The organism is Paracoccus sp. DMF-8 (assembly GCF_029309835.1).
GTDB lineage: Bacteria > Pseudomonadota > Alphaproteobacteria > Rhodobacterales > Rhodobacteraceae > Paracoccus.
In genome coordinates this window covers 1-24,736 of the sequence record NZ_JARJHL010000006.1, presented here as the reverse complement: position 1 = coordinate 24,736, position 24,736 = coordinate 1, and the positions used below count along the sequence as shown (strand labels likewise).

Sequence of the window (24,736 nt, the reverse complement as noted above, 5' to 3'; positions counted from 1 at the left end):
CCCTCAGTCAGCCGCGACGGTGGCGGTCCACCGTTCTTGCAGCCGCGTGCCCAGGGCCAGATGGATCAGCCGGAACACCAGTTGTAGCGTCAGCATCGAGGCGCCGAAGGCCACGAAGATCATCGGCCAGACCAGCGGCAGGTTGTCCACCGTCCCCGAGGTCCGCCCGGTGCTGCCCCAGTTCCAGCAAAGCCGGATCATCGCAAAGCTGAGATAGCCCGAGATGATCAGCCCCACCGTGGTGGAAAGCCAGTCGAACAGGCGCGGAAAGGGCCCGGCGAACAGGGTCACCTGAATATGCCCCCCTGTCCGCAGCGTGAAGGCAAGCCCCATGAAGATCGCCGCGATATGCATATAGGCCGCATATTCCCACACGAAGGTCAGGCTGATGCCGGCAAGGTTCCGCAGGGCGATCTCGACCACCTGCATCAAGGCGATGACCAGGACGACGAAACCCGCCAGATAGGCCATGGCGCGCGACAGCGCGTCAGCGGCGCGATAGATTGATTGCCACATGGGTTTTGCTCCGGCTGAGAATGGATTCACCGGCTTTCGAACGCTTCGACGACCTCGGCGCCGCGCGGGTCCATGCGGGCGATCTCGGCCTCGCGGATCGGCGCGGCGCGGCTGCGCAGTTCCGCGCGGGTGGCATCATCCAGTTCGGCATTGGTGATGCCGTTCTCGGCCAGCACCTGAAGTTTTTCGGCATCGGCGTCCTGTGCCGATTGCCAGAACTCCGGCTCCATCCGCGCGGCGGCATCGGCGATGGCGTCCTGATGCTCGGGGGAAAGCTGGTTCCAGGCGTCGAGGTTGACGCTGATCGCATCGAGGTTCCAGGTGTGGCGCGTCGCATATCCATGGGTCAGGAATTCCCAGAACGAGCCATCCACGGCCGAGGGCGACGAGGTGCCGACCGCCTCGATGGCACCGGTCGCCAGCGAGGGGATGACCTCGCCCCAGGGCAATTGCACCGGGGTCATGCCGGCGGCGCGGAAGATCTCGGTCGCCGAAGCGTCCGAGGAACGGATCTTGATCCCGGCGAAATCCTCGATCGAGTTGAGTTCCTTCTTCGTATAGACCTGCTGCTGCGGCCAGGGGATGGTGAACAGCAGCTTCTGGTTGTTCTCGGCAAAGACGTCGTTCAGCACCGGACGGTAATAGTCACGGAATGCGACCTGCTCGTCATAGGTGTCGATCAGGTAAGGCAGCGATTGCAGGCCCAGAAGCGGGTTGTCACCGGTCTGCTGTTGCAGCAGCATGTCGCCGATGGGCACCAGCCCGTCGCGCACCGCCGAGAACATGTCAGGCCCCTTGAAGCCAAGCGAGCCGCCGGGGTGAATGGTGATCTGCACCTCGCCATCGGTGACGGTGGCGACCTCTTCGGCAAAGCGTTGGGCATTGACGGTGATATAGTTCTCGGCGGGCCAGACCACCGGCAGATCCCATGCGGTTTGCGCCATTGCAGGCGCGGCAACGCCAAGGGCAAGCACCGAAACAAGGCCGAAGTTCTGAAAGCGGTTCATCTGTGTTTCCCTGTGATGTGATGTTTGTCGTCGGGATCATTCGCGGATCGCGGCATCTCGGCCCATGAAAGCGCAGAGGGTTGAGAAATTATAGCGATATATACTTATGCGTTTTCATTCCTCGAGGGAATGTTGAGGCCGCGCGGGGTTGCAAAAGGGACGACGGTGAACCCCGCCTCTTCGACCGTGCGGCGAATTGCCTGCGCCAGTTCGACCGCACCCGCCGTGTCGCTGTGGATCAGGATCGAATCGACCGGCATCGCGATCAGGCTGCCGTCGATGGCGCGCACGGTGCCCTCGGTCAGGGCCTGTGCGATCCGCGCGGCCACGGCGGCCTGATCGTGGATCACCGCGCCGGACTGCTTGCGCGAAACCAGCGTGCCGTCGGGGTTATAGGCCCGGTCGGCAAGGAAGGAGCGCACCAGCCGCAGCCCCTGCCGCTCGGCCTCGTCGGCGGCGGCGGTATGGGGCAGGCCGACGAAGGCCAGATCGGAATCGAAGCTGCGCAGCGCGCCGATCAGCACCCGCGCCACGTCGCGATCGACAAAGGACAGATTGCCAAGTGCGCCATGGAAGTTCGCATGGGTCAGCCGCACCCCCGCCGCCCCGGCCAGAGCCGAGATTGCGCCAAGCTGGGTCAGGGTCAGCAGCTCCAGCTCGCGCAGGTCAAACTGCATCGGCCGCCGCCCGAAGCCCTGCCGGTCGGGATAGCCGATATGCGCCCTCGGCGCGACGCCGCGCGCAAGGGCCAGCGCCAGCGTGTCGGCCATCACCACCGGATCGCCCGCATGGGCGCCGCAGGCGATATTGGCCGAGGAGACGATATCCAGCATCGCCGCGTCATCGGCCATGCGCCAGGCGCCATAGCCCTCGCCCAGATCGGAATTCAGGTCGATTGTGCGCCCGGTCATGTCTTGCCTTTCCTGCGGATCAGCGGGGTGCCGAAACCGACGACCGCGCTATGTTGTTCCAGTATTTCGTCGCCCTCACCGATTGTGGCGACGGAGAAAAGGAAATCGCCCGCCTCGATACAGGCCAGATCCGCGCCGCCGGGGTGGCGGGCATGGAAGATGCCCGGCCCGGCGGCGGCGATGGTGACGGGTTGCACCTGTGCCTGCGGGGCGATGCCAGCGTCAAGGGTGATCCGCAGCCGCTCATCCCCCTGCCGGACCGACAGCATGGCAACGCCGCGCGTGGCAAGGTGGTCGATCAGCAACCGCAATTCGGTGGCAAACTTTCTATCCATTCCAGCCGCTCCGCATCGAATAGTCGCGCGCAAGGGCGATCCGCGCCGCCAGCCGCGCGATGAAGGTTTCGCGCCCCGTGCGGACCGCCAGCGCCTCGTCGCGGCCCACCGCACGAAAGCAGATCCTCGCACCAAGCCGCACCTGCGCCAACGCGCTCAGATCCGGCTCGATCACCACGCCCAGCTTGGGATAGCCGCCGCAGGTATTGGCGTCGTTCAGCTGAATCACCGGCTGCCCACCCGGCGGAAGCTGGATCGTGCCGGGCAGGATGCCATGTGACAGCAGTTCCAGCGGCGCATCCCGCCGCATGTCAGGCCCCGAGAGGCGATAGCCCATGCGGTTGCTGTCGGGTTGCAGCACCCATGCACTGCTTGTGAAACGTTCCTGCAAGACAGGGCCGTGGATGTCCCATTCCTTCGCCGGGATAAAGCGGATCTCGGCTTCGGGCGCGGGCAGCAGGTCCAGACGGCCCGCATCCAGCCCGAAACCGCAAGGGCCGATCCGGGGCGGCTCTTCGGCCTCGGCCAGCGGCAGCAGATCGCCGGCTTGCAGGGCCCGGCCTTCATGCCCGCCGAAACCGCCCTTCACGTCGGTCGCGCGCGAGCCCATGACCGGCGCGACACCGATCCCGCCCGCAACCGCCAGATAGCTGCGCATCCCGCGCCCGGCCATCTGCGCGCTCAGCACCTGCCCCGCGCGGGCGTGGCGCACCCACCATGCGGGCACCGGCACCCCGTCCAGCGCCGCGCCCGCATCGGCCCCGGTCAGGGCAAAGACCGTATCGCGCCGGAAATGCAGCCGGAAACCGCCAAGCGTGAACTCGACCCCCGCCAGACCCTGCGGATTGCCGACCATCATATTGCCGATCCGCAGCGCGAAGGCATCCATCGCGCCGCTGCTGCCGACGCCCAGATTGCGCCAGCCCGGCCTGCCCAGATCCCGGACCGAGGCCATGACGCCCGCAGAGACGATCTCGATCACGCCAGCACCTCCGACAAGCTGAATTTCACCCGGTCGCCGGGCGCAAGCAGCGCCGGGCGGTCGGCGGTGGGATCGAAGAAGACCGCCTCGGTCCGCCCGATCATGTGCCAGCCCGAGGGCGTCGTGCGCGACTGCACCGCCGTCTGCGCGCCGCCGATGATGACGCGGCCGGCCTCGACGCGGGGATGGATCACGGCGCGGCGCGGCGCGGCAAGGCGCGGGTCCAGCCCGCCCAGATAGCCGAGATCCCGGCTGCGAACCCAGGGCATAGACGGTGTAGTCGCCGCTGGCATGCAGTTCGGCGAATTCGGCAGGAGTCATCCCCGCAGCCTCGGCCAGAGCAGCCAGGTCAGGCCCGGCCTCGCCGCCATAGACCACCGCGATTTCATGGACACGCCCGCCCGCCGTATCGGGAACGGGCGCGGACCACAGCGCCTTGATCCTGTCGGCAAGCGTGGCGGGGGTAAAGGCATCGGGGTCGTAGACCACGGCAAGGTTGTTCATGCCGGGGACGACCTCGCGCACGCCCGGCACCCCGGCAAGGCCCGAGGCCACCGCCCAGACCCGCCGCTGCCGGTCGAGGTCCAGCGCGCCGGGGGCGTATTCGCACAGCAGCGCGGCCTCGCCCAGTTCGGAAAAGACCGGCCCGCTCATGCCCCTGCCTCTGCCTTCATCTTCGTCTCCAGATAGTTGATCCCGGCGCCGCCCGCGCGGAAAGCCGCGTCGCGCATCAGCCGGGTTTGCAACGGAATATTGGTGGCGATGCCGGCGACGCGGGTGGCGGCCAGCGCATCCTCCATCCGGGCGATGGCGGTGGCGCGGTCCGGCCCATGGGCGATGAATTTCGCCACCAGCGAGATCGTAATGCGGCGGCACCTGATAGCCCTCGTGCAGATGGGTATCGACGCGCAGCCCCTCGCCTTCGGGCGGTTGCCATTCGCTGACGCAGCCGGGCGAGGGCAGCATGGTCGCCGGATCCTCGGCATTGATGCGGCATTCGATGGCATGGCCGGTGAAGCGCACATCCGCCTGCGTCAGGCCAAGCGGTTCACCCATCGCGATGCGCAACTGCGCCGCCACGATGTCGATGCCGGTGACCATCTCGGTCACGGGATGCTCGACCTGAAGGCGGGTGTTCATCTCGATGAAGAACAGCTCGTCGTTCTCATAGAGGAATTCGAAGGTGCCCGCACCGCGGTAGCCCATCGTCTTGCAGGCCTCCAGGCAGCGCGCCGCCACCCGTTCGATCAGCGCGCGCGAGACACCGGGGGCCGGGGCCTCCTCGATCACCTTCTGGTGGCGGCGCTGCATCGAGCAATCGCGGTCGCCCAGATGCACCGCATTGCCGTGGCCGTCGCACAGCACCTGCAATTCGACATGGCGCGGCGTGGTCAGGTAACGCTCGATGTAAAGCTCGGGATTGCCGAAGGCGGTGCGGGCCTCCTCGCGGGTCAGCGCGACGGCCTCGTCCAGATCCGCCTCGACCTGCACGACGCGCATCCCGCGCCCGCCGCCCCCGCCCGAGGCTTTGACGATCACCGGATAGCCGATCCCTTCCGCAATCCGCCGGATTTCCGCCACATCATCTGGCAGCGGACCGGGCGAGCCGGGGATGCAGGGCACCCCCGCCGCGATCATCGCCTGCCGCGCGCGGACCTTGTTGCCCATCGCAAGGATCGCCGAGGCGGGCGGGCCGACGAAGACCAGCCCCTCGGCCTCGACGGCAGCGGCGAAATCGGCGTTTTCGGACAGGAAGCCATAGCCCGGATGGATCATGTCCGCGCCGGTCGCCCGCGCGGCATAGACCAGCGCCGGGATGTTCAGATAGCTGTCGCGCGCCCGCGCCGGGCCGATGCAGATGGACTGGTCGGCCTCGCGCACATAGCGCGCGTCCTGGTCGGCCTGCGAACAGGCCTGCACATGCGGGATGCCCAGCTTGCGGCAGGCGCGCTGGATGCGCAGGGCGATCTCGCCCCGGTTGGCGATCAGCAGCTTGCGGGTCATGCGGATACCGGGCGCAGGCGGATCAGGGGCCGCCCGATCTCGACCGGGGATTCGTCGGAGGTCAGGATATCCTCGACCACTGCGTCGAAGGGGGCGCGGACGGGCAGCATGGATTTCATCGCCTCGACCAGCAGCAGCGTATCGCCCGAGGCGACCTGCGCGCCGATGCCGGCGAAAGGCGCGGCGCCGGGCGAGGGCGCCAGATAGACCACGCCGGGCATGGGGGCGGTGACGGTTTCCGCGCCGGGCGCCGCGCCAGCTTGGGCGAAACGCAGGTGGATCTTCATCCCGCCGGTCTCGACCTTGACCTCGGTGGCCGCCGATCCGGCCAGTTCATCCACGATTCTGCCTGATCTGCGCGAAATCCATGCAACCCCTTTCGGGCGGGAAACATTCATCCGCCCTTGCCCGGCCATCCTTACCCGCCCTTTTCTTGACAAAAAGCGATTTAATTTTATGGAATTTCATTCCCTATAGCGATCATCCCTGAAACTGCCGGGTGAAATCGCAGGCCTCGGCGGCCACCTGCGCCACCGAGGCCGCGATGGCCGAGGGCCGGTCGTTGCGATACATCGCGGCATAGGGAACCGTCGGCAAGGCGGGCTCGGCGAGGACGATTTCCAGCTTGCCCTCGTCGATCAGGGGCTGGAAACAGGCGCTTGGCATGTAGGAAACCCCCAGGCCCGCGATGGTCAGCCCCAGCAGCGCGGTCATGCTGTCGCTGGACACCTGGCGCGGAAAGACGATCCCCTGGTTGCGCAGCCATTTGCTGAAATGCAGCCCCGAGCCTGAACGGCTGCCCTGCGACAGGATCGGATACCCGGCCAGATCCGACAGCGGCAGCGGCCCGCGCCCGCCCGAGGCGACCAGTCCGGGCCGCGCCATCCAGTCGTTGCGGACATGGGCCAGAACCTCGGGATGTGACCTCGGGCGCCGAGAAGGTTTCGGGGATCACGATCAGGTCCAGGCTGTTGTCTTGCAGACCCTCGTAAAGGGTGCGGCTCATGTCCACCTCGGGTTCCAGCATGACATTGGGGAATTGCTCGCGCAGCAGGGTGACCATGCGCGGCAGCCATGTCATCGCGATCAGTTCGGTCACGCCGAAGCGGATCCGGCGCACCGGAGGCGCGGCGCCGTCGCGCAGGGAATGGATGCGGTTCTGAAGCTCCAGCATCTCTTCGGCGATGGCGATCAGGTATTCGCCCTTCTCGGTCAGGCGCGCGCGCGCAGGCTGCGGTCGAACAGTTCCGCCCCCACGGCCAGTTCCAGTTCCTGGATCCGTTTCGAGATCGCCGATTGCGTCGTGTTCAGTTTCAGCGCCGCGCGCTCGAACGTGCCCAGATTGGCGATCCAATAGATCGTCTCCAACTGCTTCAGCGTGGTCGGGGCGGGCATGGAACCTCCGTCAATCATTCTTATCAGGAATGATATAAGATAAATATTTATCGGTTTTTTTATGATACCCCCGCCTAAGATGCAAGAAATTCCGCAAATGACCGCCCTTTCGGGGCCGTTCGCCCAAATCATAGGCAAACCGATGAGCATAACCCTCTCCGACCGCGTGAATGCGCTGAAACCTTCGGCAAGCATCGCCGCCAAGGCCATCGTCAACGACTTGCGGGCGCAGGGGCGCAGGATCGTGGATTTCACCATCGGCGAGCCGGACCTGGACACGCCCCCCCATATCATCGAGGCCGCCATCGCCGCGATGCGGGCGGGGGACACGCATTACACCGCCTCGAACGGGACGCCCGCGCTGCGTCAGGCCATCGCGGACAAGCTGGCGCGCGACAACGGCGTGACCGTCAGCCCGGCGGATATCGTGGTGGGCTGCGGCGCCAAGCAATTGATATTCGAGGCTTTCGCAGCCACCCTGAATGACGGTGACGAGGTGATCGTGCCCGCGCCTTATTGGGTCTCCTACCCCGATATCGTGGCGCTGAACGGCGGCAGGCCGGTGATCGTGCCCTGCGCGCGCGGCGACGATTTCAAGCTGACGCCTGCGGCGCTGGAGGCCGCGATCACGCCGCGCACCCGTTGGGTGATCCTCTGCGCGCCCTCGAACCCGACCGGCGCGGTCTATTCCAGCGAAGAACTTGCCGCGCTGGCCGAGGTGCTGCACCGCCACCCCCATGTCGCGGTGATGACCGACGATATCTATGAACATCTGGTCTATGACGGTGCCCGCGCCGACAGCCTTCTGCGCGTCGATCCCGGCCTTGCCGGGCGGGTCCTGATGATCAACGGAATGTCCAAGGCCTATGCGATGACCGGCTGGCGGATCGGCTATGCCGCCGGGCCGTCCGAGGTCGTCGGCGCGATCACCAAGCTGCTGGGCCAATCGACGACCTGCCCCAGCTCGATCAGCCAGGCGGCGGCGGTCGAGGCGCTGAACGGCGACCAGACCCCGGTGCGCGAGATGGTCGCGCTTTACGAACGCCGCCGCAACCTGATGCACGAACGGCTCAGCGCCATTCCCGGCATCAGTTGCGCGCGCCCGGCGGGGGCCTTCTACATCTACCCCGACGTCACGACCCTGCTCGGCCGCCGCACGCCGGAAGGCGAGGTGATCGGGACCGACACCGACCTGACGCTCTATCTGCTGAAATCCGTAGGCGTCGCGGTGATGGACGGCGCGGCCTATGGCATGTCGCCCTGCCTGCGCCTGTCCTTCGCCACCTCTGAAGACACCATCGCCCAAGGCTGCGCGCTGATCGCCGACGCCTGCGCCGCGCTCAAATGACAAAGGAGCCCAAGATGCTTGACGAACGCCACAACCCCAATCCCGTGCAGGCCGATCCCGCGCTGATCGCGGCCTTCCGCGCCCTGCCCGTCGCCAATATCAGCGACAACCTGCACCGCCTGCCCGGCGCGGTCGGGCTGCGCCCCTTCCATGACGGCACGCCGATGGCCGGGACCGCGCTGACCGTGCGCACCCGCGCGGGCGACAACAAGGCGATCCACCTGGCGCTGGACCTGCTGCGCCCCGGCGACGTGATCGTGGTCGATGGCGGCGGCGACATCAGCCGCGCCCTGATCGGCGAGATCATGTCCTCGGTGGCCGGGATGCGCGGCGCGGCGGGCTTCGTGCTGGACGGGGCGGTGCGCGACGTGGCCGCGCTGGCGGCATCGGATTTCCCCGTCTTTGCCCGTGCGGGCATCCATCTTGGCCCCTACAAGAACGGACCGGGCGAAATCAACGTCCCCGTGACCATCGGCGGCATGGTGGTCAATCCCGGCGATATCGTGGTGGGCGATGCCGATGGCGTCGTGGCCTTTCCCCAATCCGTCGCGCCTGCGCTGCTTGAGGCCACCCGCGCCCAATCCGCCAAGGAAGAGGACGTCCTGCGCGGCATCGCCGCCGGTCATTACGTCGGCGCCTACGACACCAGGGCCTGACCGCGCCCCCTTTTCCCGAAAGGACCCGCCATGCCTGCCACCGACACCCTGCGCGCGGCCCGCGAGGCCGCGCTTGACGCCACGCGCGCGGGACCGCCCGCGCGCCCGTCCAACCCGTTCTTCGGCGTCGGTCCGATCAGCGACGGCTCGACCGACGAGGTGGACCGGCGGTCGCGGCGGCTGGAATTCGAACAATGGGTGAGCGCCACCTATCGCAAGACCGACGACCGGGGGCGCGATGTGGGCGGCTATACGGTCTCGGAACTCGCGCGTTCGATGCACCGGGGCGAGCCTGCCGACAGCATCCTGCGCGACATGATGCGGGCCATTCACCGCTATTTCGGCCTGCCCTTGCAGAACCGCCTTGCCGTGGGACTGGGCGGCGGGCACAGCGGCTTCACCGCCTGCATCCAGCACCTGATGACGCTGAACGACCCAGTTCAGCAGGTCTGGATCGACACCCCCCGCCCCGAAAGCGGCCGCAACGGGCCAGCCGGATTCTTCCGCCAGTCATGGGCCGCGCAGATCACCGACCTGTGCCGCCTGTCGCGGAACGGCACGACCGAGCGGCTGCATTTCGCCGGCGATGAAGGCGCCATCCCGCCCGCCGAGGCGCTGGAGGAGATGGGCATACGCCTGTTCATCGGTGTCGGCCGCGAGACCACCGGCGCAACCGCCTATTCCGCCGCCGAGGTCGCCGGTCTGCTGGAATGGCTGGACCGCGACCCGGTGAACCGCCATGCGATCATCGACGCGACCTCGCTTCTGGGGCGATGCCCTGGCCCGAGGAGCTGATCGCCGGAATGATGGCGAAATGCTGCCTGTTCATGCCGCTGCAAAAGCGATCGGCGGAGTTTCGGGCTATTTCACCGCCAGCTTCACGCCGCAGGCGCTGGCGCAGATCGACCGCAATATCGCCACCCCTCATGGGCGATTCCCCGTCAACTCAGCCTGACCGTGCCGCAGGACCCGCGCGCGCCCGGTCACCGGCCCGCGCTCGGTCGCGCAGGGGCCGTTCTACGACGCCGAGGCCGACCGCATGACCGGCGGCGTCATCAACACCTTCAGCCTGCTGGCCTTCGCCGAAACCACGTTCGGGCTGCGGCAGATCGAAAACCGCATCGGGCCGGTGGCGGCGCTGAACGCGCGCTCGACCGCGAACCGCGCGGCGGTCGAGGCATGGGTGGCCGGAAACCCGCTGTTCAGCCTCGCCGTCGCCGGATCCCGAAAAACGCGGCACGGCGGTCACGCTGTTGCAGGTCAACGATCCGGGGTTCGAGGAATGCACGCCCGCATCCTGACCCGCGCCAAGCAGCTTCTGGGCGACAGCGGCATCACCCATCCGGGCGGGCGGCACGAGGCCGGCTGGCGCGGCTGTCTATCTGAACGCCTTTCCGGGATGCCGGGCGATTTCCGCGCCGGATCGGCGGCGTGCGAGAAACTGCGGATATTCCCGCGCTACTGGACAATCTGCGCTATGCTTGGCTGCGCGCCAAGACGCTGGTGATCGCCGAGGAACTGACGGCGCGCGGCGAAGATGCGCCCGACCCGGCGACCCCGCCCTGCCCCACCGTCACGACGGGGGACGGCGCGCTGGCGCAGACCTGCGCCGAACTGGCCGCGATCCTGTCGGGCATCGCGGCCTCGACCAACCCCGCGCAGGCCGAGGCCCGCATGCGCGAGGCCGCGCGGGTGCAAAGGCCGACCGCCCAACTGCATCGCCCGACGGCCAGCCCGCCCGCGCGGGATTGACCCGGCCCACCCGGCAAACCGCCTTGGGGGCCGGGAAAGCGACGAAGTTCATCATGAGGGGGCGCGGTGTCCAGACCTGCCTCATCGTCGAGGCCGCCTGCCAGAAGTTTTTGGTAGCGTCCGCGCACGTGGTGTAATTTCATCGGCGCTGCCAGTGTAACCTGGGGTGGCCATCGAGGTGTATGATCGAGGTGGAGTTTCGACGCTTCAACCACGGATTTTACGGAGACCCCGATGACCAAAGCTACCATGAACCTGTCCGAGCTTCTGGCAATGCATGATCAGGGCGACTTCCTAGGTCATGTTGACAAATGACGGAGCCAGAGGCGGATCGACGTGATGTCAATGAAGCCGAGAAAGCTTTCTGCCGTCTTGTCGTAGCGGGTCGCGACACGCCTGGCGTTCTTGAGCTTGTTGAAGCAGCGTTCGACCAGATTGCGCAGGCGATACAGCGAACGATCGACACCAATCCGTTTTTTGCGGGACTTGCGCATCGGTATCACGGGCAGGACGTTGCGCGCCTCCATGCCGTCTCTGATCTTGTCTGCATCGTAGCCGCGATCTGCGAGCAGCACGCTCGGGCGGGGCAGATTATCCACCATCACCAGATCGAAGCCGAGATAGTCCGACGTCTGGCCCGGCGTGATCTCTGTTCTCATAGGTAGCCCGTGCGCGTTGACCAGAAGGTGGATCTTGGTCGTAAAGCCACCTCGAGAACGGCCGAAACCTTGTCGCGGAGTCCCCCTTTAGCGCCCGCTGCCTGATGGTGGGCACGGATCACGGTGCTGTCGATCATTTGCAGGGCGCTTGGCACGGCTCCGCTCTGGTTCAGGGCATCCATGATTTCCTCCCACAGGCCTGCCAGCGTCCAGCGCCGGAACTGCCGATAGACGCTTGACCATTTGCCGAACTCGGCAGGTAGGTCCCGCCATGGCGCACCGGTGCGTGCGATCCAGAATATGCCATCAAGAACGAGGCGGTGGTTGGTGGGCTTGCGCCCGTTCGGGGCGCGGACGGCGAAGATGAAGCGCTCAAAGAACGCCCACTCCTCGTCCGACATAAGGTCTCGTGCCAAGCTGGTCTCCATCGCAGATGCCAGCTTGAATCATGCCCCAAGCCCAAGGGGAATCCCTTTTGTCAACACGACCTAGCCTCTGGCCCACGAAGCCTGCAACAGCTCATACATGCCGACGTAGGGATCAATGCCGGACCATGGGCCTGACATGCCGATCGGTCTCGAGCTTCAGGACCGAGCGCCAGAGCGGCGTCTTGAAAATCATCTGGGCCGGCCGCCCGTCCGGTTCGCGGGTTTCCTGTGAGGTGATGAACCCGGCCCATTCCAGCGGCTTCAGGACGCAGGAACTGAACGCGCCGATCTGTCGCCAGCTGTCATTGTCCCAGTTGGGCCCCTCACCATAGAAGACCCCATAGAGTCTTCGCTCGCTTAGCCCATTCTCGATTTCAACGTTCATGACGTTGAGCCAGGTGTCCCAGTTGCCGGGCGCAGCTTCGCCGGTCCGGGAATAGGCGGCGTGATCCATCGCCAGCAAGAAGAACGGCACCAACTTCTCGAAGAGCGCACCGGGCTGTCCGGCATACATCCTGCCGTCATTCGTCGCACGGAACGTGCCCTTATAATGCCGTCCGAGGCGCAACCGGATCAACAGGAAATGCAGGAGTTCCAGCGGTGGGAAATCGGCCTCATTCACGACCTTGTTGTATCGGAACATCTCCTCGGCGGTTTTGCCGGGCCATTGGAAATGCTCCACCGCCCAATGCACGAAACCCTGCTTGAAGGCTTTGGTGGCGGTCAGGCCGATGCTGCCCTGCTCCAAGGCGTAGCCGAGCGTCAACGAGGCGGCGCGGAACATGGGTGACAGGGCCAGATCCGGATGGTCGTCAGGCAGAGGGCGGAATTCGATCATGGAAGAACCCGTCTTTGTCCTCTCGATGGAGGTTTGCTGACGATCATATGGCCAAGTCGCCCAGAGGCAAGTAGCCCAGCTGATTCCCTTCAGTCGTCAGGGACCGTCTTGCCAAGTAGCCAGTGCCACGTTCGGGGGGGCTCCAACGGAATACCTGTATGAACAATCTGACGAGGTTACCGAGCCGGATGCGCCCCATGCGCTGCGCCAGTTCTATCGGGAACCATCCTGTTGCCGCGCTTTGATGCCGCGATAGGGCGGCTCAATGCCCCCTTGCCCGACGAGGCCATTCGCTCCGCCGTCAACGCTCTGCACGACACCGTCTTTGCCGGGGATCTGGTTCAGGAATCCCGAAATAAGCAATGAGCCGAACCCTGCTATCTGAATCGGCCCGGCCCAAGCTCACTACTGACGGCTTCCACGTTCAATACCCCGGGTATCTTTCTGCCAACTCCGCGGTCCTGCCCGACATCGCCAGCGCAAGATCACGAGAGATATCGCTTATGATATCGCGGCATTCCACCTGATCGGCCCACGGGTGGCTCGGAACCTGCTCGGGAAACAGCAGGCCCAGAGCATTCCCGGCAATCGCACCGGTTGAATCACTGTCGCCCCCATGCGTCACCGCAATCTCAAGACCGTGCTGGAAATCGCGCGCGCAAAGGCGAGGCATAAAGGGCGATGGCAAGAGCCTCCTCTGCAATCCAGCCGCCGCCCAGGCTTTCCACAGTTTCCGCCCTTGCGTCGCGCGGCGCGGCCAGCGCCCCGGTAAGAGCGCGTGACGTTTCGGGGCCGAAAGCGCCTTCCTGCCGGTGAGCCGCAACCTCAAGGTCCACGCCCTGCGCCAAATCTGTCAGGATCAACGCCCACGCGGCGGCGGCGTCCTGTCCGGTCGCATGACCATGCGTGAGCGCCGATGTTTCCATTGCCAGATCACGAACACGCCCGGGGGCGACGAATGCCAATCGGTGCCACCCGCATAATTGTGCCGCATCCCTTGGAATCATTGCGTGCGGCATCACCGAACTGCCTGGCCGCACTCAGCGCAGACAGGCAGGTGTTTCCCGGAGCCCTTCGGGCGTGCAGGCGTCGATCCCGGATTAATCCAACATCGTCAATATCCATGCCCGGGGCTACCCCTTGTGTCGCCAGCCAGCGCAGCAAGGCATGGTGAATGACCCCAGCGGGGTGGCCGATTCCACGCATCTCTTGACGGACAGCCGCCCGGATCAGCCCTTCCGCAGTAAAAAGCGTCATCTGCGTGTCATCGGTGATCGCACCGACCATCCCCGTCATGCAGAGGAATTTTCTGCAGACCATCAGGGAAATGGCTCCGGATCCTCGGCAGGGACCAGAATTCGATCTCCGCCCCTAAGGCATCTCCGGTGGCGCCACCAAGCAGGCAGCTGAAAATCAGATGCTCAGAAACGGCCATCGAAAACCTCTGTCTTCGGCCAGCGGACGGCCCATTCTGCGACGGCGTCTCGCATCTGCTGGTCGGGGTTCACCACGAAAAAACTGTGGCTAGCCCATGCGCCGAAGTAAACCGCAATCGTTTCGGGCCCTGCGGGCGCCGCACCATTTTTCGATCTCGGCGGTTTTGGATACGTGCCCGTGATGGTGGTAGATCATCGCGGACCGTCCTGCCGCAAGGCGTTTGGCTTCGGCAAGCGGAATATGACGCAGATTCTCTTTGCGGGAGGCTGAAAATCGCTCGTCAGGATAGAGGCCATTGTCGGGATCTGCGAACACGAAATCGCAATCGGCAAGGTCGGACAGGGTGTCCCGAAACCACGCCTCGCGCCAAGCCGGGCGGCCAGCAACAGGCCCTGCGTCAAATTCCAGCTTCCGGCCTGAAAAGCCTGCGCGTTCAGAATACCTGCCTGCTTCGAGCGCTGCGATGGAACGCCGGCCGCTGAATCCGTAGCGCCATCAGGCACTCAAAGATCTTCTCGTCGCTGCTCAGCCCAGTTCGGGTCGGTCAGATAGCTGTCGTGATTTCCATGCGTAACCGGCTGATCCGGGGTCCGATACCAAGCGATCCACGGCTTCCTACCCCGCGCAAGAACATTGAAAAGGCTGTATTTCGCGTAGTCGCCGATGTCTCCGACGAATTGATCCCTCATGGACAGCTTCCTTGTGTAATGGTGGCATGTTTACAATCTGGCCTTCGGGCGATCAGCCTTTCGCTTGCCGTGCCAGAATCCTGTCGGCCATGACAAGTCCGGATCTCCATTCCTGCTGAATCGCCAGACAGCCCCATCGGGCACCGGCGATTTGCCCTGTGACAGCGCCGATCGTGTCGGCATCCCCGCCCAGATTGACCGCCAGCAGAACCGCTTCTGCAAATGTATCGCTGTGTGCGACCGCCCATATCGCAGCCTGCAGCGTATCGAGGACATATCCGGTATTGGGAGGAACCTCATTTTGCAACGCCGTGGAAATGCGCTCTTTGACAGCCGGACTCCCGCAGTCGCGCGCTGCATCCAGGGCATCGTTCCAGGGCTCGCCAATAATCAGGCGCCGCATCAGGTCGGCAGCGAAAACACAGCAGGCTGCCGAGATATCTGAGGCATGGGTGGTTCGGCTTTGACGTTCGGCCACTGTAATGGCCAGGTCACGATCGTCGCGGAATCGGATCACAACGGGTGCGAGGCGCATCAAGGCGCCGTTCCCGTCTCCATGGCGGCCGAAATACAGGGCAGTAATGCTTCCGGTGCGACGGAAATGTCCCAAAGCCCGCAGGGTGTTCTTTCCCGCTCCGATACAGACTCCGGTGCTGGTGTTCTCGGCGAATTCCGCCCAACGACAGAAGCGATGCAGCAGATCCGAGGCATCAAACCCGTCCGTTTCTGCCAGACTGTCGGCAAGGCACAGAGCCATCGCGGTATCGTCGGTCCGGGCTCCGGCCGGCAGCGCGGAAATAACCGCCCGCGCGGAAGCCGGTCACGGGCGTAAACGTGCCTGCGGCCCGGGTTTCAACCGGCGCACCAAGCGCATCACCAACGCGCAAGGCCCCATCAAGGCACCTTTGCACCTGTCGGCGATATCGTGGAGGCGGCAATCCGTGGTCATGAACGGCTGCCCCCGTCCAGTTCATAGAGCTCTGCCGGCCGGAATGCGTTTCCGGTCTGCATATTCCCAGTCGCGCGAAGAGGATGGTGATCGGGAGTTTGCGCCAGAGACGCCAGGATTTGGCCAGCGAACGTCCGAGAATCACCTCGTGGACCTGCTGCATATCTCGCAGGGTGAAGCGCTTCGGTAGGAAGGCAAAGCCGACAGGCCCGGATTCTATCCTCTCCTGCAATCGGCGGACCGCATCCGTCAGAATGGCCTCATGGTCAAATGCCAGCCGCAAAGGGACACCTGTTGTATCCTTCACGATGGCAACGGAAGAACTGGCCCCCGGTATATGGACACGGGCCAGTTGCAGATCCTGGCGCCCTGCCATGCGGCTTCGAAAGGCAGCTTCCGGCGCCACCGCCAGCCAGGCGAGCGACACGACATGACCGCGAGGTCCCGGCTCGGATCACCATAAGCCGCCAATTGTTCGAGATGAAGATCGCCTATCCCCGCCTTGGTTTGCGCCGCGCGACCGACGGCCTCTTCAAGGGCTTGCCCTGATGCACGAATGCCCCCGGAAGCGCCCAGTCTCCGCCAACCACATCACCGTCCTCACGACGGATGAGCGAGGCAGTAAAGCCCCGCATCCCGGACGCACAAGGCAATGATATCGACCGCAAGTGCGGGATGTGAATAGTCGCTGAGTTGCTGCATGGTGCCCCTTATTTTCTGTTTGGATATTACTCTTGTGGACAGCAGTAAAGGGCGCTATTCTCTACCCTCCTCATCTTGCGGGATTTGCGGGAACATCCGGCCCTTGTCCGGTAATCCACAAAAATCCGTCATGGTTGCGCTGTCAGCAGCATTGCAGTTCCTAAGATATGAGGAAGAAGGCCGAGGCTGGTGATTTCTGCCCGCAATCAAAGATTTACCGTGGGGCAGAAATGATGACCAGACAGATCGAGAGGACCCTTTTTCGCGTGCCGCCGACCAAGATGCGCGGCAAGATGGATCCCGGCGAATACAAATACGTCGCCCACTCGAAGCTGCTGCTGTTTCTGCGCTATGTCTCGGCGGCGTTCGAGGCCCAAGCGGGCGGAATTCACTGGCCGATGATCTCGCCGATGCCCGACGACCCCGGGAAGTACGCGGCCGAAAACGTGTTCTGGGTGCCGGAACCGGCCCGTTGGGACAAGCTTGCCGCAAGCGCCAAATCCGCTGATATCGGCGTGCGGGTCGACAATGCCATGCGCGAGATCGAACGCACGAATGACACGCTGAAGGACGCGCTGCCCAAGGTCTACGGTCGCGCCGAACTCAGCCGCGACATCGTCTCGGGCCTGATCGAGCTGTTCACCAACGACCTGCACACCTCGACGGCAGCAACCATGATTTCGACCTGATCGGCCGGGTCTACGAACACTTCATCGGCGAATTTGCCTCGAACGGAGGCGCGGCGCGGCGGCGAGTTCTACACGCCGAAATCCATCGTCTCGGTGCTGGTCGAGATGCTGGAGCCGGTCTCGGGTCGGGTCTATGACCCTTGCTGCGGCACCGGCGGCTTCTTCGTGCAGTCGGAAAAGTTCATCCGTGCCCATCAGGGCCGGGTCGATGATATCGCGGTCTATGGTCAGGAAAGCAGCCGCGATGCACCTAAAGCTCGCCCGCGTCAACCTCGCCATGCGCCGGATCTTCGGCAATATCGCCTGGAACCACGAAGGCACGCTGGTGCGCGATGCTTTCCCGGATGAACGGTTCGAATTCATCCTGGCCAACCCGCCCTTCAACGTCTCGGAATGGGAGGGCGAGCGGCTGCGCGAGGATATCCGGTGGAAATTCGGCACGCCGCCAGTCGGCAACGCGAACTTCCGGCTGTCGCCTATCCACCATCACCTTTCCGCCAATGGCATCGCGGGCGTGGTGCTGGCCAATGGCTCCATGTCCTCGATGCAATCGGGTGAGGGCGATATCCGCCGCGCGATGGTTCAGCAGGGCGCGGTGGATGCCATGGTGGCGCTGCCGACGCGGCTGTTCTTTGGCACCCAGATTCCGGCCTGCCTGTGGATTCTGGCGCGCGACAAATCGAACGGCCATGCGGCGGGTCACAAGCTGCGCGACCGGCGCGGCGAGGTGTTGTTCATCGACGCCCGCAAGATGGGCGCGCTGGTGCCGAGCAGTCGCAAGCAAGAGGAACTGTCACCGGACGAGATCGGCAAGATCGCCGATACCTACCACGCCTGGCGGGTGAGCCCACTGATCTGCCCTATGCCGATGAGCCGGGGTTCTGCGCCTCGGTCGGGGTGGCCGATATCGAGAAGCACGGCTTCGTCCTGACCCCGGGCCGCTATGTCGGCGCAGGTGCTGCCGAGGAGGACGGCGAACCCTTCGAGGAGAAGTTCGACCGGCTGATGGGCGAATTGCGCGGACATTTTGTCGAAGGGCGGCGGCTGGAGGCACTGATTGAAAAGCGGTTGGAGGTATTGGAATAATGCGCTTTGGATGATATCGCCGCTTCTCAAACCCACCTATCCCGATCAAGAGAAGGTGCGCCGACGCCTTTCTCGACATGGCGGCGTTACCGACACATGGCCGGGACGTTCGGATTGTCAACGAAAGACCCTTTACCGGCTCGGGCGCGCGTTTTCAGAATGGTGACACTCTCATAGCGCGGATTACTCCTTGCCTGGAAAATGGCAAGGGAGCGCAAGTCAAGGACCTGCCTGAAGGATCTGCGGGGTTCGGCTCTACCGAGTTTATCGTCGTCCGCGGCAAAGACGAACGGGACGATGACTTCATTTATTATCTCAGCCGGCATGAGGGTTTTCGAGCGGAAGCTATCAAGCGGATGGAAGGCACATCGGGCCGTCAACGTGTATCTTGGCAACAGATCGCGTCCATCGAGGTTCCAGACCTGCTGCCGGAAAACCGGCGCGAGATCGCCGCGATCCTCGGGGCGTTGGATGACAAGATCGAGGTGAACCGCAAGGCCTCGGCCACGCTGGAGGAGATGGCGCGTGCGCTCTATCGTTCCTGGTTCGTGGATTTCGACCCGGTTTGGGCCAGGCTGGAAGGCCGCCAGCCCGCCCATATGGACGCCGCCACCGCTGCGCTATTCCCCGACAGCTTCGGTGATGATGGGCTGCCGGTGGGGTGGTGCGCGGGAAAGCTCTCTGACGTTGCTGTAAATCCGCGCAACGGCGTCAAGCCGGAGCAGATTCACCCGGACACACCCTACATCGGCCTGGAGCACATGCCGAGACGTTCGATCACGTTGCCCGATTGGGGCACAGCCGCGGATGTTGGCAGCCAGAAATCCGGAATGACCGCCGGTGACTTCCTGTTCGGCAAGCTGCGCCCCTATTTCCACAAGGTGGGCATCGCTCCGGTCAACGGCATTTGCTCAACCGACATCATCGTAGTCCGGCCAAAGGCACCCGAATGGGCTGGATTTGTCCTGTCCATGATCTCGACGGATGAGTTCGTAGAACATACCAACGCCGGCTCCTCGGGCACGAGGATGCCGCGAACGAGCTGGTCAGATATGGGATCTTACGAAGTCACCCTTCCGTCGCCGAAAATCGCGGCAGCCTTCGAGCAGATCACCCGCCCTTGGCGCGAGCGCATCGTGTCGAGCGTTCACGAGTCCCGCACCCTCGCCACCCTGCGCGACACCCTTCTGCCGCGCCTGATGTCCGGCGAACTCCGCGTTGGCGAGGCCCGCGAACTGGTCGAGGAGGTTGCCTGATGTTCCGCGTTGACCGCTCGCAAAACCGCCTGTCCCGCCTGACCCAGAAGCGGTTTTCCGACCTGAACCTGCGGGAGCGCGGGCATTTGCAGGAATGGCTGGCCAACCAGCCCGATGCCTTGGGCGAGGAGCTGCTGATCATCCAGAAGGAATTCGACGGGTTCGAGGAAACCCGCGAACGGCTGGACCTCTTGGCGCTCGACAAGGAAGGCAACCTTGTCGTCATCGAGAACAAGCTCGACGACTCGGGCCGCGATGTGACCTGGCAGGCGCTGAAATACACCGCCTATGTGTCCGGCCTGAACAGGACCCAGATCGTCGACATCTATCAGCAATACCTCGACCGGTTCTGCGGTGGTGGCAATGCGGTGGCGCGGCTGTGCGAATTCCTCGAGGTCGAGGATCTGGCCGAAATCTCGCTGAACCGCGACAATGACCAGCGCATGTTCTTTATTGCTGCCAACTTTCGGCGCGAGGTGACGGCGACCGTGCTGTGGCTACTGAGCCGGGGGATCGAGGCGAAATGCTTCAGGGGTCACCCCCTTCATGCTGGGGGAAGAACTGATCATCGACATCCAGCAGATCATCCCGACGCCCGAAGCTGCGGATTTCATGATCTCGATGTCGAACAAGGACGGCGAGGAGAAGGCCGCGCAGGACACGCAGAAGCACCGCTATAAGCTACGTCTAGAGTTCTGGCAGAAAGCCATGGCTCAACTGCACACAGATGGCGTGACGCTTTTTCAAAACATCAGCCCGAGCGAGGATTATTGGATCAGCGCTGGGTCATGGCTTTCTCGTCCTGCCGCTACAGCCTGATCTTTGGCAAAAGCGAAGCCCGCGTTGAGTTGGTGATCGAACGGTCTGATGCCTCTGAAAACAAGAGGATTTTTGATACTCTTTGCGCTGAAAAGGCCGCGATTGAGGCTGTGTTCGGCGAACCGCTCACATGGCAGCGTAAGGATGAGAGGAAGAAGTGTCAGGTTGTTTTCGCGAGCCCCTTCGACAGCTTTGACCCAACCAACTGGCCGCAGATGATCGCCTGGATGTCCGAACATATTCGGAAGCTCGAGGCCGCGTTCAAGGAGCCGCTGGCCCGCCTGAACCGCCAGATCCGCACCCACGACGAGGAGGGTATCTGATGGCCTTTGCATCGGAATCCGACCTTGAAAACTGGGCGCTTGGCGAATTGCAGGCCCTTGGCCATGTGTTCATGCCAGGGGCCGCAACCGAGCCGGATGCGCCCCATGCGCTGCGCCAAAGCTTCCGCGATCCGATCCTGCTGCCGCGTCTGGAAGCGGCAATCCGTCGGCTGAACCAGCACCTTCCCGATGAGGCCGTGCGCAACGCCGTCAACGCGCTGCGCGATACGGTCTTTGCCGGTGATCTTGTCCAGGAAAACCGCCGCATCCACGAGCTGCTGGTGGGCGGTGTGAAGGTCTCGTGGTTCGAAGGCGGTGAAGAGCGAACCGATCTGGCCCGGCTGGTCGACTGGGACAATGGCCAGAATGACTGGCTGGTGGTCAGCCAGTTCGAAATCGCCGGGAAATCGGTTCGGCGCCCGGACATCGTGATCTTCCTCAACGGGCTGCCCATCGTGGTGGTCGAACTGAAGGGAACCGAGAACGGCACCCTCAAGGGGGCCTGCAACCAGATCGACACCTACAAGGCGCAGATCCCGGACCTGTTCCGCACCAACGCCTTCTCGGTGATCTCTGAGGGGGTGACCGCGCGTTACGGTTCGATCTCGGCAGATTTCGACCGGTTTATGCGCTGGCGGACCGTGGATGGCGAGACGATCATCGATGATACCTCGGCGCTGGCCTTGCAAACCCTGATCCGCGGGCTCCTGGCCCCGGAAACCATCCTGGAAATGCTCCGCTGGTTCACCGTCTACCGAGGATGAGGGCAAGGGGCCGATCAAGAAGATCGCCGGCTATCACCAGTTCCATGCGGTGCGCAAAGGGGTGGCGGCGGTGCTGGCCGCCCGGGGACGCGATGGGCGCGGCGGGGTAATGTGGCATACCCAAGGTTCGGGTAAGTCGTTGCTTATGGCCTTCCTCGGCGGGCGGCTGGTGCGCGATCCGCGCCTGGCCAACCCGACGCTGGTGGTGATCACCGACCGCAACGATCTGGACAACCAGCTGTTCGCGACCTTCTCGCGCTGTGCTGCGCTGTTTGGCGAAAAGCCGGAACAGGCCGAGGATATAGACGATCTGAAGCGCTTGCTCGACCGCAAGGTGGGCGGGGTGATCTTTGCCACGATCCAGAAGTTCCGCCCGAAAAAGGGCGAGACGGATTTCGGACTGCTGACCGACCGTGACAACGTCATTGTCTTCGCCGATGAGGCTGCACCGATCCCAATATGGCTTCGAGGCGAAACTGGACACGGAGACCGGCGAAACCCGCTATGGTTTCGCCCACTACCTACGCCAGGCGCTGCCGAATTCCGTGCATGTTGGATTCACCGGCACGCCGGTATCGTTGGTCAGGGCTAATACCCAGGCGGTCTTCGGGAACTATATCGACGTTTACGATGTGACCCGGGCCGTTGAGGACGGCGCTACCGTGCCGATCTATTACGAAGGTCGCGTTGCCCGGATCGAGCCCTCCTCTTCGACGATGAGTGAGATTGACGAAGAATTTGCCGATATCGTTGAAGACGCGGAAGATGCCGGGGCCGATATGGATGAGCGTTCCGTCGCGGCGCTGAAATCCCGCTGGAGCCGGGTTGAGGCGCTGGTCGGCGCAGAAAAGCGGCTCGACAAGGTGGTTGAGGACATCCTGCAGCATTTCGATGCGCGGCTTGAGGCGATGGGCGGTGGCAAGGCCATGATCGTCTGCATGTCGCGCCATGTCTGCGTCGAGGTCTACAACCGGATCGTCGCCGCGCATCCGGACTGGCATTCGGAAGAGGATGCGGACGGCCAGGTCAAGGTTGTGATGACGGGCGCTGCGCAGGATCCCTCGGGTTCAGCCCCATATCCGATCGAAAGCCCGGCTTGAGGCGTTGCGCAACCGTTACCGCAGTCCGGCCGATCCGCTGAAGCTGGTGATCGTGCGGGATATGTGGCTGACCGGCTTCGACGCCCCCTGCATGCATACGCTCTATGTCGACAAGCCCATGAAGGGGCATGGGCTGATGCAGGCCATTGCCCGGGTCAACCGGGTGTTCCGCGACAAGCCCTCGGGCCTGGTCGTCGACTATATCGGCACGGCGGCGGATCTGAAAAACGCGCTGGCCCACTATTCGGAATCGGACCAGAGCCGCACCGGGGTGGATCAGCGCGAAGCGGTCGATGCGCTTCTGACCGCGCTTGACGTGGTGCATTGCATGTTCAGCGGGGTCGATTATCTGGCCGCGCTGAACGGCACGCCCGACGATCGCATCCGCATCCTGCCGACGGCGATAGAACATGCGCTGACCCTTCCGGTGGTTGACAAGAAGGGCAAGCCAATCGAGAGCGGCGACCGAAAACTCGAGCAAGAAACGCTTCATGGATGCGGCCTCGGCTGATCACCGCTTTCAGGATCGCCTCCGGCACGCCGGAGCGCGGAAGCCGCGAAGGAGGAGGTGAGCTTCTTCGCCGCGGTCCAGAGCGCGATCGGAAAGATGGACGCGTCCACCTCGGCGGGCCGGGCCGTCGAGGATACGGAGTTCGCGATTTCGCAGCTGATCAATCGGGCCGTCGGCTCGACGGAGGTGATCGACATCCTGAAGGCCTGCGGGGTCGACAGGCCGGATATCAGCGTCCTGGATGAGGGGTTTCTGCTGAGCATCAAGGGTGTTGAACAGAAGAATCTCGCGGTAGAGGCGTTGCGACGGCTGTTGAACGGCGAGATCCTGCGCACCGCGGACGAACCTGGCGAAAAGGACGCCAGCTCTCGAGAACAGCTGACCGACGCAATTTCCCGGTATCACAACCGAAGCATCGATGCATTCCAGGTGATCCGGGAACTGCTTGAGCTGGCAAGGGATCTTCGGGATCAGCCGGCGGACGGCTTGTCTCAGGAGGAGGCCGCCTTTTATGATGCTTTGGCTCGCAGCGAAGCGCCTTGACCCTAATGGGGAACGGGGTACAACCGGATCATTGCCGCAGAACTGGTAAACGCGGTGCGCGGCAGCGCCGTCCGTCGATTGGTGGCGCAAGGACGAATGCCAATACGCACCAAGATGCGGGTGGCCGTGAAACCCGGATTCTGAAAAAGCATGGCTTCCCGCCGGATCTTCAGGACCCGAAGCGATCAAACATGTGGAAATTGCAGCGGGCCGAAGGCGATGGCGCGGGAAGCCGAGTTCCGAGTTTAAAATGTCTGACGTCAGCGCCGAATGCCGGGCAGTTCAGCGATATTGCCGGAAGGAGGGTTTCTGGCTCATCGTGGCATGCTCTACCAGAAGTCAGGGTTTGGAAGGCTGAACCACGTTACCGCTAGGGCGCGGCAATCGGCAGGTGCCTGCGCAGCCCGTCATGGTCACGGCATGGACTGACGGCGCCCCATTTCGTAATTTCTCCGTTTGGTGGCTAGACGCAGGCTTTTCCACCTGCGATAACCCCATGCGAAATAATTCTGAATGGTGATGACATGGCAACGGCAGGAGAAATGGTGGCGGCAATGGCCGATCGGGTCGACGTCAATGCCGTGACGGTCTGGCATCGAGCCGTTCGTTGTCGAACGCCGGGTTGCGCAGGAAAGGCGGCCGTGGTCGGTCGGCAGCGCATGTGGCCGGGCCGGATGATGCCCACCTGGCTTTCGCGCTGGTCGCTGGAATCCGGTATGAAGGAGTGCGCCGGAGAAGGTCGGCAAGGTCAGCGAGGATGCCGCGGCAACGAGGCCACTCGCAACGGCTGTGCCCGGATCCGGATTTTGCCAGCTGTCACCAGCGCCGGCAGAGCAGGTCGAGCAATATCCGGGAACACCCGGCAGCGAAAGCGCCCGGACCTCGGCGGTTTCCCCGGTGGTGCCGCTCTGGCGGCTGCTGAGTTTGGGCGAAGGTCGCTGTTCTGGTCGGTCGTATGGCTGACGGTGGGTTTAGGCCAGGTGCTGTCACACAGCAGTATGGAAGTCGTTCTTTAACCTTAGCAATACGTAACTGAA

At 63.7% G+C, this 24,736-nt stretch carries 32 protein-coding genes and 3 pseudogenes; 18 read left to right on the top strand and 17 right to left on the bottom strand.

Annotated elements, in window-relative coordinates; genetic code table 11:
- Positions 1–3: 3 nt before the first annotated feature.
- From PE067_RS06280 to PE067_RS06245, 9 genes and pseudogenes are all read right to left on the bottom strand, one after another.
- Complete coding sequence (locus PE067_RS06280) at positions 4–516, bottom strand: TRAP transporter small permease (RefSeq protein ID WP_276188342.1); 513 nt, start codon at positions 514–516, stop codon at positions 4–6.
- 26 nt (positions 517–542) lie between these two features.
- On the bottom strand, positions 543–1,523 hold the full coding sequence (locus tag PE067_RS06275) for a TRAP transporter substrate-binding protein (RefSeq protein WP_276188341.1): 981 nt from the start codon (positions 1,521–1,523) through the stop codon (positions 543–545).
- A gap of 104 nt (positions 1,524–1,627) precedes the next feature.
- Positions 1,628–2,434 carry a LamB/YcsF family protein gene (locus PE067_RS06270; RefSeq protein WP_276188340.1) on the bottom strand — a complete coding sequence of 269 codons (807 nt, stop codon included), beginning with the start codon at positions 2,432–2,434 and terminating at the stop codon, positions 1,628–1,630.
- On the bottom strand, positions 2,431–2,769 hold the full coding sequence (locus PE067_RS06265; protein WP_276188339.1) for a hypothetical protein: 339 nt from the start codon (positions 2,767–2,769) through the stop codon (positions 2,431–2,433). Before PE067_RS06265 ends, PE067_RS06270 begins: the two co-directional genes overlap by 4 nt.
- Complete coding sequence (locus PE067_RS06260; protein ID WP_276188361.1) at positions 2,762–4,072, bottom strand: 5-oxoprolinase/urea amidolyase family protein; 1,311 nt, start codon at positions 4,070–4,072, stop codon at positions 2,762–2,764. The genes PE067_RS06265 and PE067_RS06260 overlap by 8 nt, the downstream gene beginning before the upstream one ends.
- A 329-nt stretch (positions 4,073–4,401) precedes the next feature.
- Positions 4,402–4,551: a hypothetical protein gene (locus PE067_RS21800; protein ID WP_346429662.1), complete on the bottom strand. Its 150-nt coding sequence runs from the start codon at positions 4,549–4,551 to the stop codon at positions 4,402–4,404.
- A gap of 118 nt (positions 4,552–4,669) precedes the next feature.
- Positions 4,670–5,755, bottom strand: a pseudogene (locus tag PE067_RS06255) (biotin carboxylase N-terminal domain-containing protein); the annotation flags it as partial.
- Positions 5,752–6,096, bottom strand: a complete 345-nt coding sequence (locus PE067_RS06250; protein WP_276188338.1) for a biotin/lipoyl-containing protein — start codon at positions 6,094–6,096, stop codon at positions 5,752–5,754. The gene PE067_RS06250 and the pseudogene PE067_RS06255, both read right to left, overlap by 4 nt.
- Positions 6,097–6,235: 139 nt before the next feature.
- On the bottom strand, positions 6,236–6,664 hold the full coding sequence (locus PE067_RS06245; RefSeq protein WP_346429661.1) for a substrate-binding domain-containing protein: 429 nt from the start codon (positions 6,662–6,664) through the stop codon (positions 6,236–6,238).
- Positions 6,665–6,759: 95 nt separating this feature from the next.
- Between PE067_RS06245 and PE067_RS06240 the strand changes: the two genes are divergently transcribed.
- Positions 6,760–6,918, top strand: coding sequence for a hypothetical protein (locus PE067_RS06240; protein ID WP_276188337.1), 159 nt, complete (start codon positions 6,760–6,762; stop codon positions 6,916–6,918).
- Positions 6,919–6,967: 49 nt separating this feature from the next.
- Here the strand turns inward: PE067_RS06240 and PE067_RS06235 are convergent, their stop codons facing one another.
- Positions 6,968–7,150 carry a LysR family transcriptional regulator gene (locus PE067_RS06235; protein WP_276188336.1) on the bottom strand — a complete coding sequence of 61 codons (183 nt, stop codon included), beginning with the start codon at positions 7,148–7,150 and terminating at the stop codon, positions 6,968–6,970.
- Positions 7,151–7,292: 142 nt separating this feature from the next.
- Between PE067_RS06235 and PE067_RS06230 the strand changes: the two genes are divergently transcribed.
- The 6 genes from PE067_RS06230 (at position 7,293) to PE067_RS06205 (ending at position 10,906) form a co-directional block, all read left to right on the top strand.
- Positions 7,293–8,498: a pyridoxal phosphate-dependent aminotransferase gene (locus PE067_RS06230; protein ID WP_276188335.1), complete on the top strand. Its 1,206-nt coding sequence runs from the start codon at positions 7,293–7,295 to the stop codon at positions 8,496–8,498.
- Positions 8,499–8,512: 14 nt separating this feature from the next.
- Positions 8,513–9,154, top strand: a complete 642-nt coding sequence (locus PE067_RS06225) for an RraA family protein (RefSeq protein ID WP_276188334.1) — start codon at positions 8,513–8,515, stop codon at positions 9,152–9,154.
- 30 nt (positions 9,155–9,184) lie between these two features.
- On the top strand, positions 9,185–9,949 hold the full coding sequence (locus tag PE067_RS06220) for a hypothetical protein (RefSeq protein ID WP_276188333.1): 765 nt from the start codon (positions 9,185–9,187) through the stop codon (positions 9,947–9,949).
- A gap of 19 nt (positions 9,950–9,968) precedes the next feature.
- Positions 9,969–10,109, top strand: coding sequence for a hypothetical protein (locus tag PE067_RS06215; protein ID WP_276188332.1), 141 nt, complete (start codon positions 9,969–9,971; stop codon positions 10,107–10,109).
- Positions 10,110–10,193: 84 nt separating this feature from the next.
- Positions 10,194–10,661 (top strand): hypothetical protein, encoded by a 468-nt coding sequence (locus tag PE067_RS06210; protein WP_276188331.1) that lies wholly within the window; start codon positions 10,194–10,196, stop codon positions 10,659–10,661.
- The gene (locus PE067_RS06205) at positions 10,658–10,906 is read left to right on the top strand and encodes a hypothetical protein (RefSeq protein WP_276188330.1); all 249 of its coding nucleotides are present in this window, start codon (positions 10,658–10,660) and stop codon (positions 10,904–10,906) included. The genes PE067_RS06210 and PE067_RS06205 overlap by 4 nt, the downstream gene beginning before the upstream one ends.
- A 299-nt stretch (positions 10,907–11,205) precedes the next feature.
- On the opposite strand, the gene PE067_RS06200 is transcribed toward PE067_RS06205, so the two are convergent.
- From PE067_RS06200 to PE067_RS06170, 7 genes and pseudogenes are all read right to left on the bottom strand, one after another.
- Positions 11,206–11,993 (bottom strand): IS5 family transposase gene (locus PE067_RS06200; protein ID WP_143795259.1). Its coding sequence is split into 2 segments (ribosomal slippage): positions 11,206–11,654 and positions 11,654–11,993, totalling 789 coding nucleotides; the frame shifts between segments, so codons are not numbered across the junction.
- A gap of 112 nt (positions 11,994–12,105) precedes the next feature.
- Positions 12,106–12,831 carry a hypothetical protein gene (locus PE067_RS06195; protein ID WP_276188329.1) on the bottom strand — a complete coding sequence of 242 codons (726 nt, stop codon included), beginning with the start codon at positions 12,829–12,831 and terminating at the stop codon, positions 12,106–12,108.
- Between the two features lie 424 nt (positions 12,832–13,255).
- A complete protein-coding gene (locus tag PE067_RS06190) occupies positions 13,256–13,504 on the bottom strand; it encodes an ADP-ribosylglycohydrolase family protein (protein WP_276188360.1) in 249 nt (82 codons plus the stop codon).
- Positions 13,464–14,088: pseudogene (locus PE067_RS06185) on the bottom strand (ADP-ribosylglycohydrolase family protein). The gene PE067_RS06190 and the pseudogene PE067_RS06185 overlap by 41 nt, the downstream one beginning before the upstream one ends.
- A gap of 7 nt (positions 14,089–14,095) precedes the next feature.
- Positions 14,096–14,266 (bottom strand): ADP-ribosylglycohydrolase family protein, encoded by a 171-nt coding sequence (locus PE067_RS06180; RefSeq protein WP_276188328.1) that lies wholly within the window; start codon positions 14,264–14,266, stop codon positions 14,096–14,098.
- A 505-nt stretch (positions 14,267–14,771) separates the two neighbouring features.
- Positions 14,772–14,957, bottom strand: a complete 186-nt coding sequence (locus tag PE067_RS06175; protein WP_276188327.1) for a hypothetical protein — start codon at positions 14,955–14,957, stop codon at positions 14,772–14,774.
- A gap of 52 nt (positions 14,958–15,009) precedes the next feature.
- Positions 15,010–15,747 carry an ADP-ribosylglycohydrolase family protein gene (locus tag PE067_RS06170; protein WP_276188359.1) on the bottom strand — a complete coding sequence of 246 codons (738 nt, stop codon included), beginning with the start codon at positions 15,745–15,747 and terminating at the stop codon, positions 15,010–15,012.
- 1,028 nt (positions 15,748–16,775) lie between these two features.
- Between PE067_RS06170 and PE067_RS06165 the strand changes: the two genes are divergently transcribed.
- The 11 genes and pseudogenes from PE067_RS06165 (at position 16,776) to PE067_RS06115 (ending at position 23,699) form a co-directional block, all read left to right on the top strand.
- Entirely contained in the window at positions 16,776–17,297 is a 522-nt protein-coding gene (locus PE067_RS06165) for a type I restriction-modification system subunit M N-terminal domain-containing protein (RefSeq protein ID WP_346429660.1), read from the top strand.
- Between the two features lie 33 nt (positions 17,298–17,330).
- On the top strand, positions 17,331–17,645 hold the full coding sequence (locus PE067_RS06160) for an N-6 DNA methylase (RefSeq protein ID WP_276188325.1): 315 nt from the start codon (positions 17,331–17,333) through the stop codon (positions 17,643–17,645).
- On the top strand, positions 17,542–18,228 hold the full coding sequence (locus PE067_RS06155; RefSeq protein WP_276188324.1) for an N-6 DNA methylase: 687 nt from the start codon (positions 17,542–17,544) through the stop codon (positions 18,226–18,228). The genes PE067_RS06160 and PE067_RS06155 overlap by 104 nt, the downstream gene beginning before the upstream one ends.
- The gene (locus PE067_RS06150; protein WP_276188323.1) at positions 18,195–18,383 is read left to right on the top strand and encodes a hypothetical protein; all 189 of its coding nucleotides are present in this window, start codon (positions 18,195–18,197) and stop codon (positions 18,381–18,383) included. The genes PE067_RS06155 and PE067_RS06150 overlap by 34 nt, the downstream gene beginning before the upstream one ends.
- A 77-nt stretch (positions 18,384–18,460) precedes the next feature.
- Positions 18,461–19,639, top strand: coding sequence for a restriction endonuclease subunit S (locus PE067_RS06145; protein WP_276188322.1), 1,179 nt, complete (start codon positions 18,461–18,463; stop codon positions 19,637–19,639).
- Complete coding sequence (locus tag PE067_RS06140) at positions 19,639–20,319, top strand: hypothetical protein (RefSeq protein WP_276188321.1); 681 nt, start codon at positions 19,639–19,641, stop codon at positions 20,317–20,319. Before PE067_RS06145 ends, PE067_RS06140 begins: the two co-directional genes overlap by 1 nt.
- 90 nt (positions 20,320–20,409) lie before the next feature.
- On the top strand, positions 20,410–20,781 hold the full coding sequence (locus PE067_RS06135) for a DUF4268 domain-containing protein (protein ID WP_276188320.1): 372 nt from the start codon (positions 20,410–20,412) through the stop codon (positions 20,779–20,781).
- Complete coding sequence (locus PE067_RS06130) at positions 20,781–21,545, top strand: type I restriction endonuclease (protein WP_276188319.1); 765 nt, start codon at positions 20,781–20,783, stop codon at positions 21,543–21,545. The genes PE067_RS06135 and PE067_RS06130 overlap by 1 nt, the downstream gene beginning before the upstream one ends.
- Positions 21,546–21,615: 70 nt before the next feature.
- A complete protein-coding gene (locus PE067_RS06125) occupies positions 21,616–22,137 on the top strand; it encodes a DEAD/DEAH box helicase family protein (RefSeq protein WP_276188318.1) in 522 nt (173 codons plus the stop codon).
- Positions 22,022–22,645, top strand: coding sequence for a hypothetical protein (locus tag PE067_RS06120; RefSeq protein WP_276188358.1), 624 nt, complete (start codon positions 22,022–22,024; stop codon positions 22,643–22,645). The genes PE067_RS06125 and PE067_RS06120 overlap by 116 nt, the downstream gene beginning before the upstream one ends.
- 61 nt (positions 22,646–22,706) lie before the next feature.
- Positions 22,707–23,699 (top strand): annotated as a pseudogene (locus PE067_RS06115) (type I restriction enzyme endonuclease domain-containing protein).
- Positions 23,700–24,736 lie beyond the last annotated feature (1,037 nt).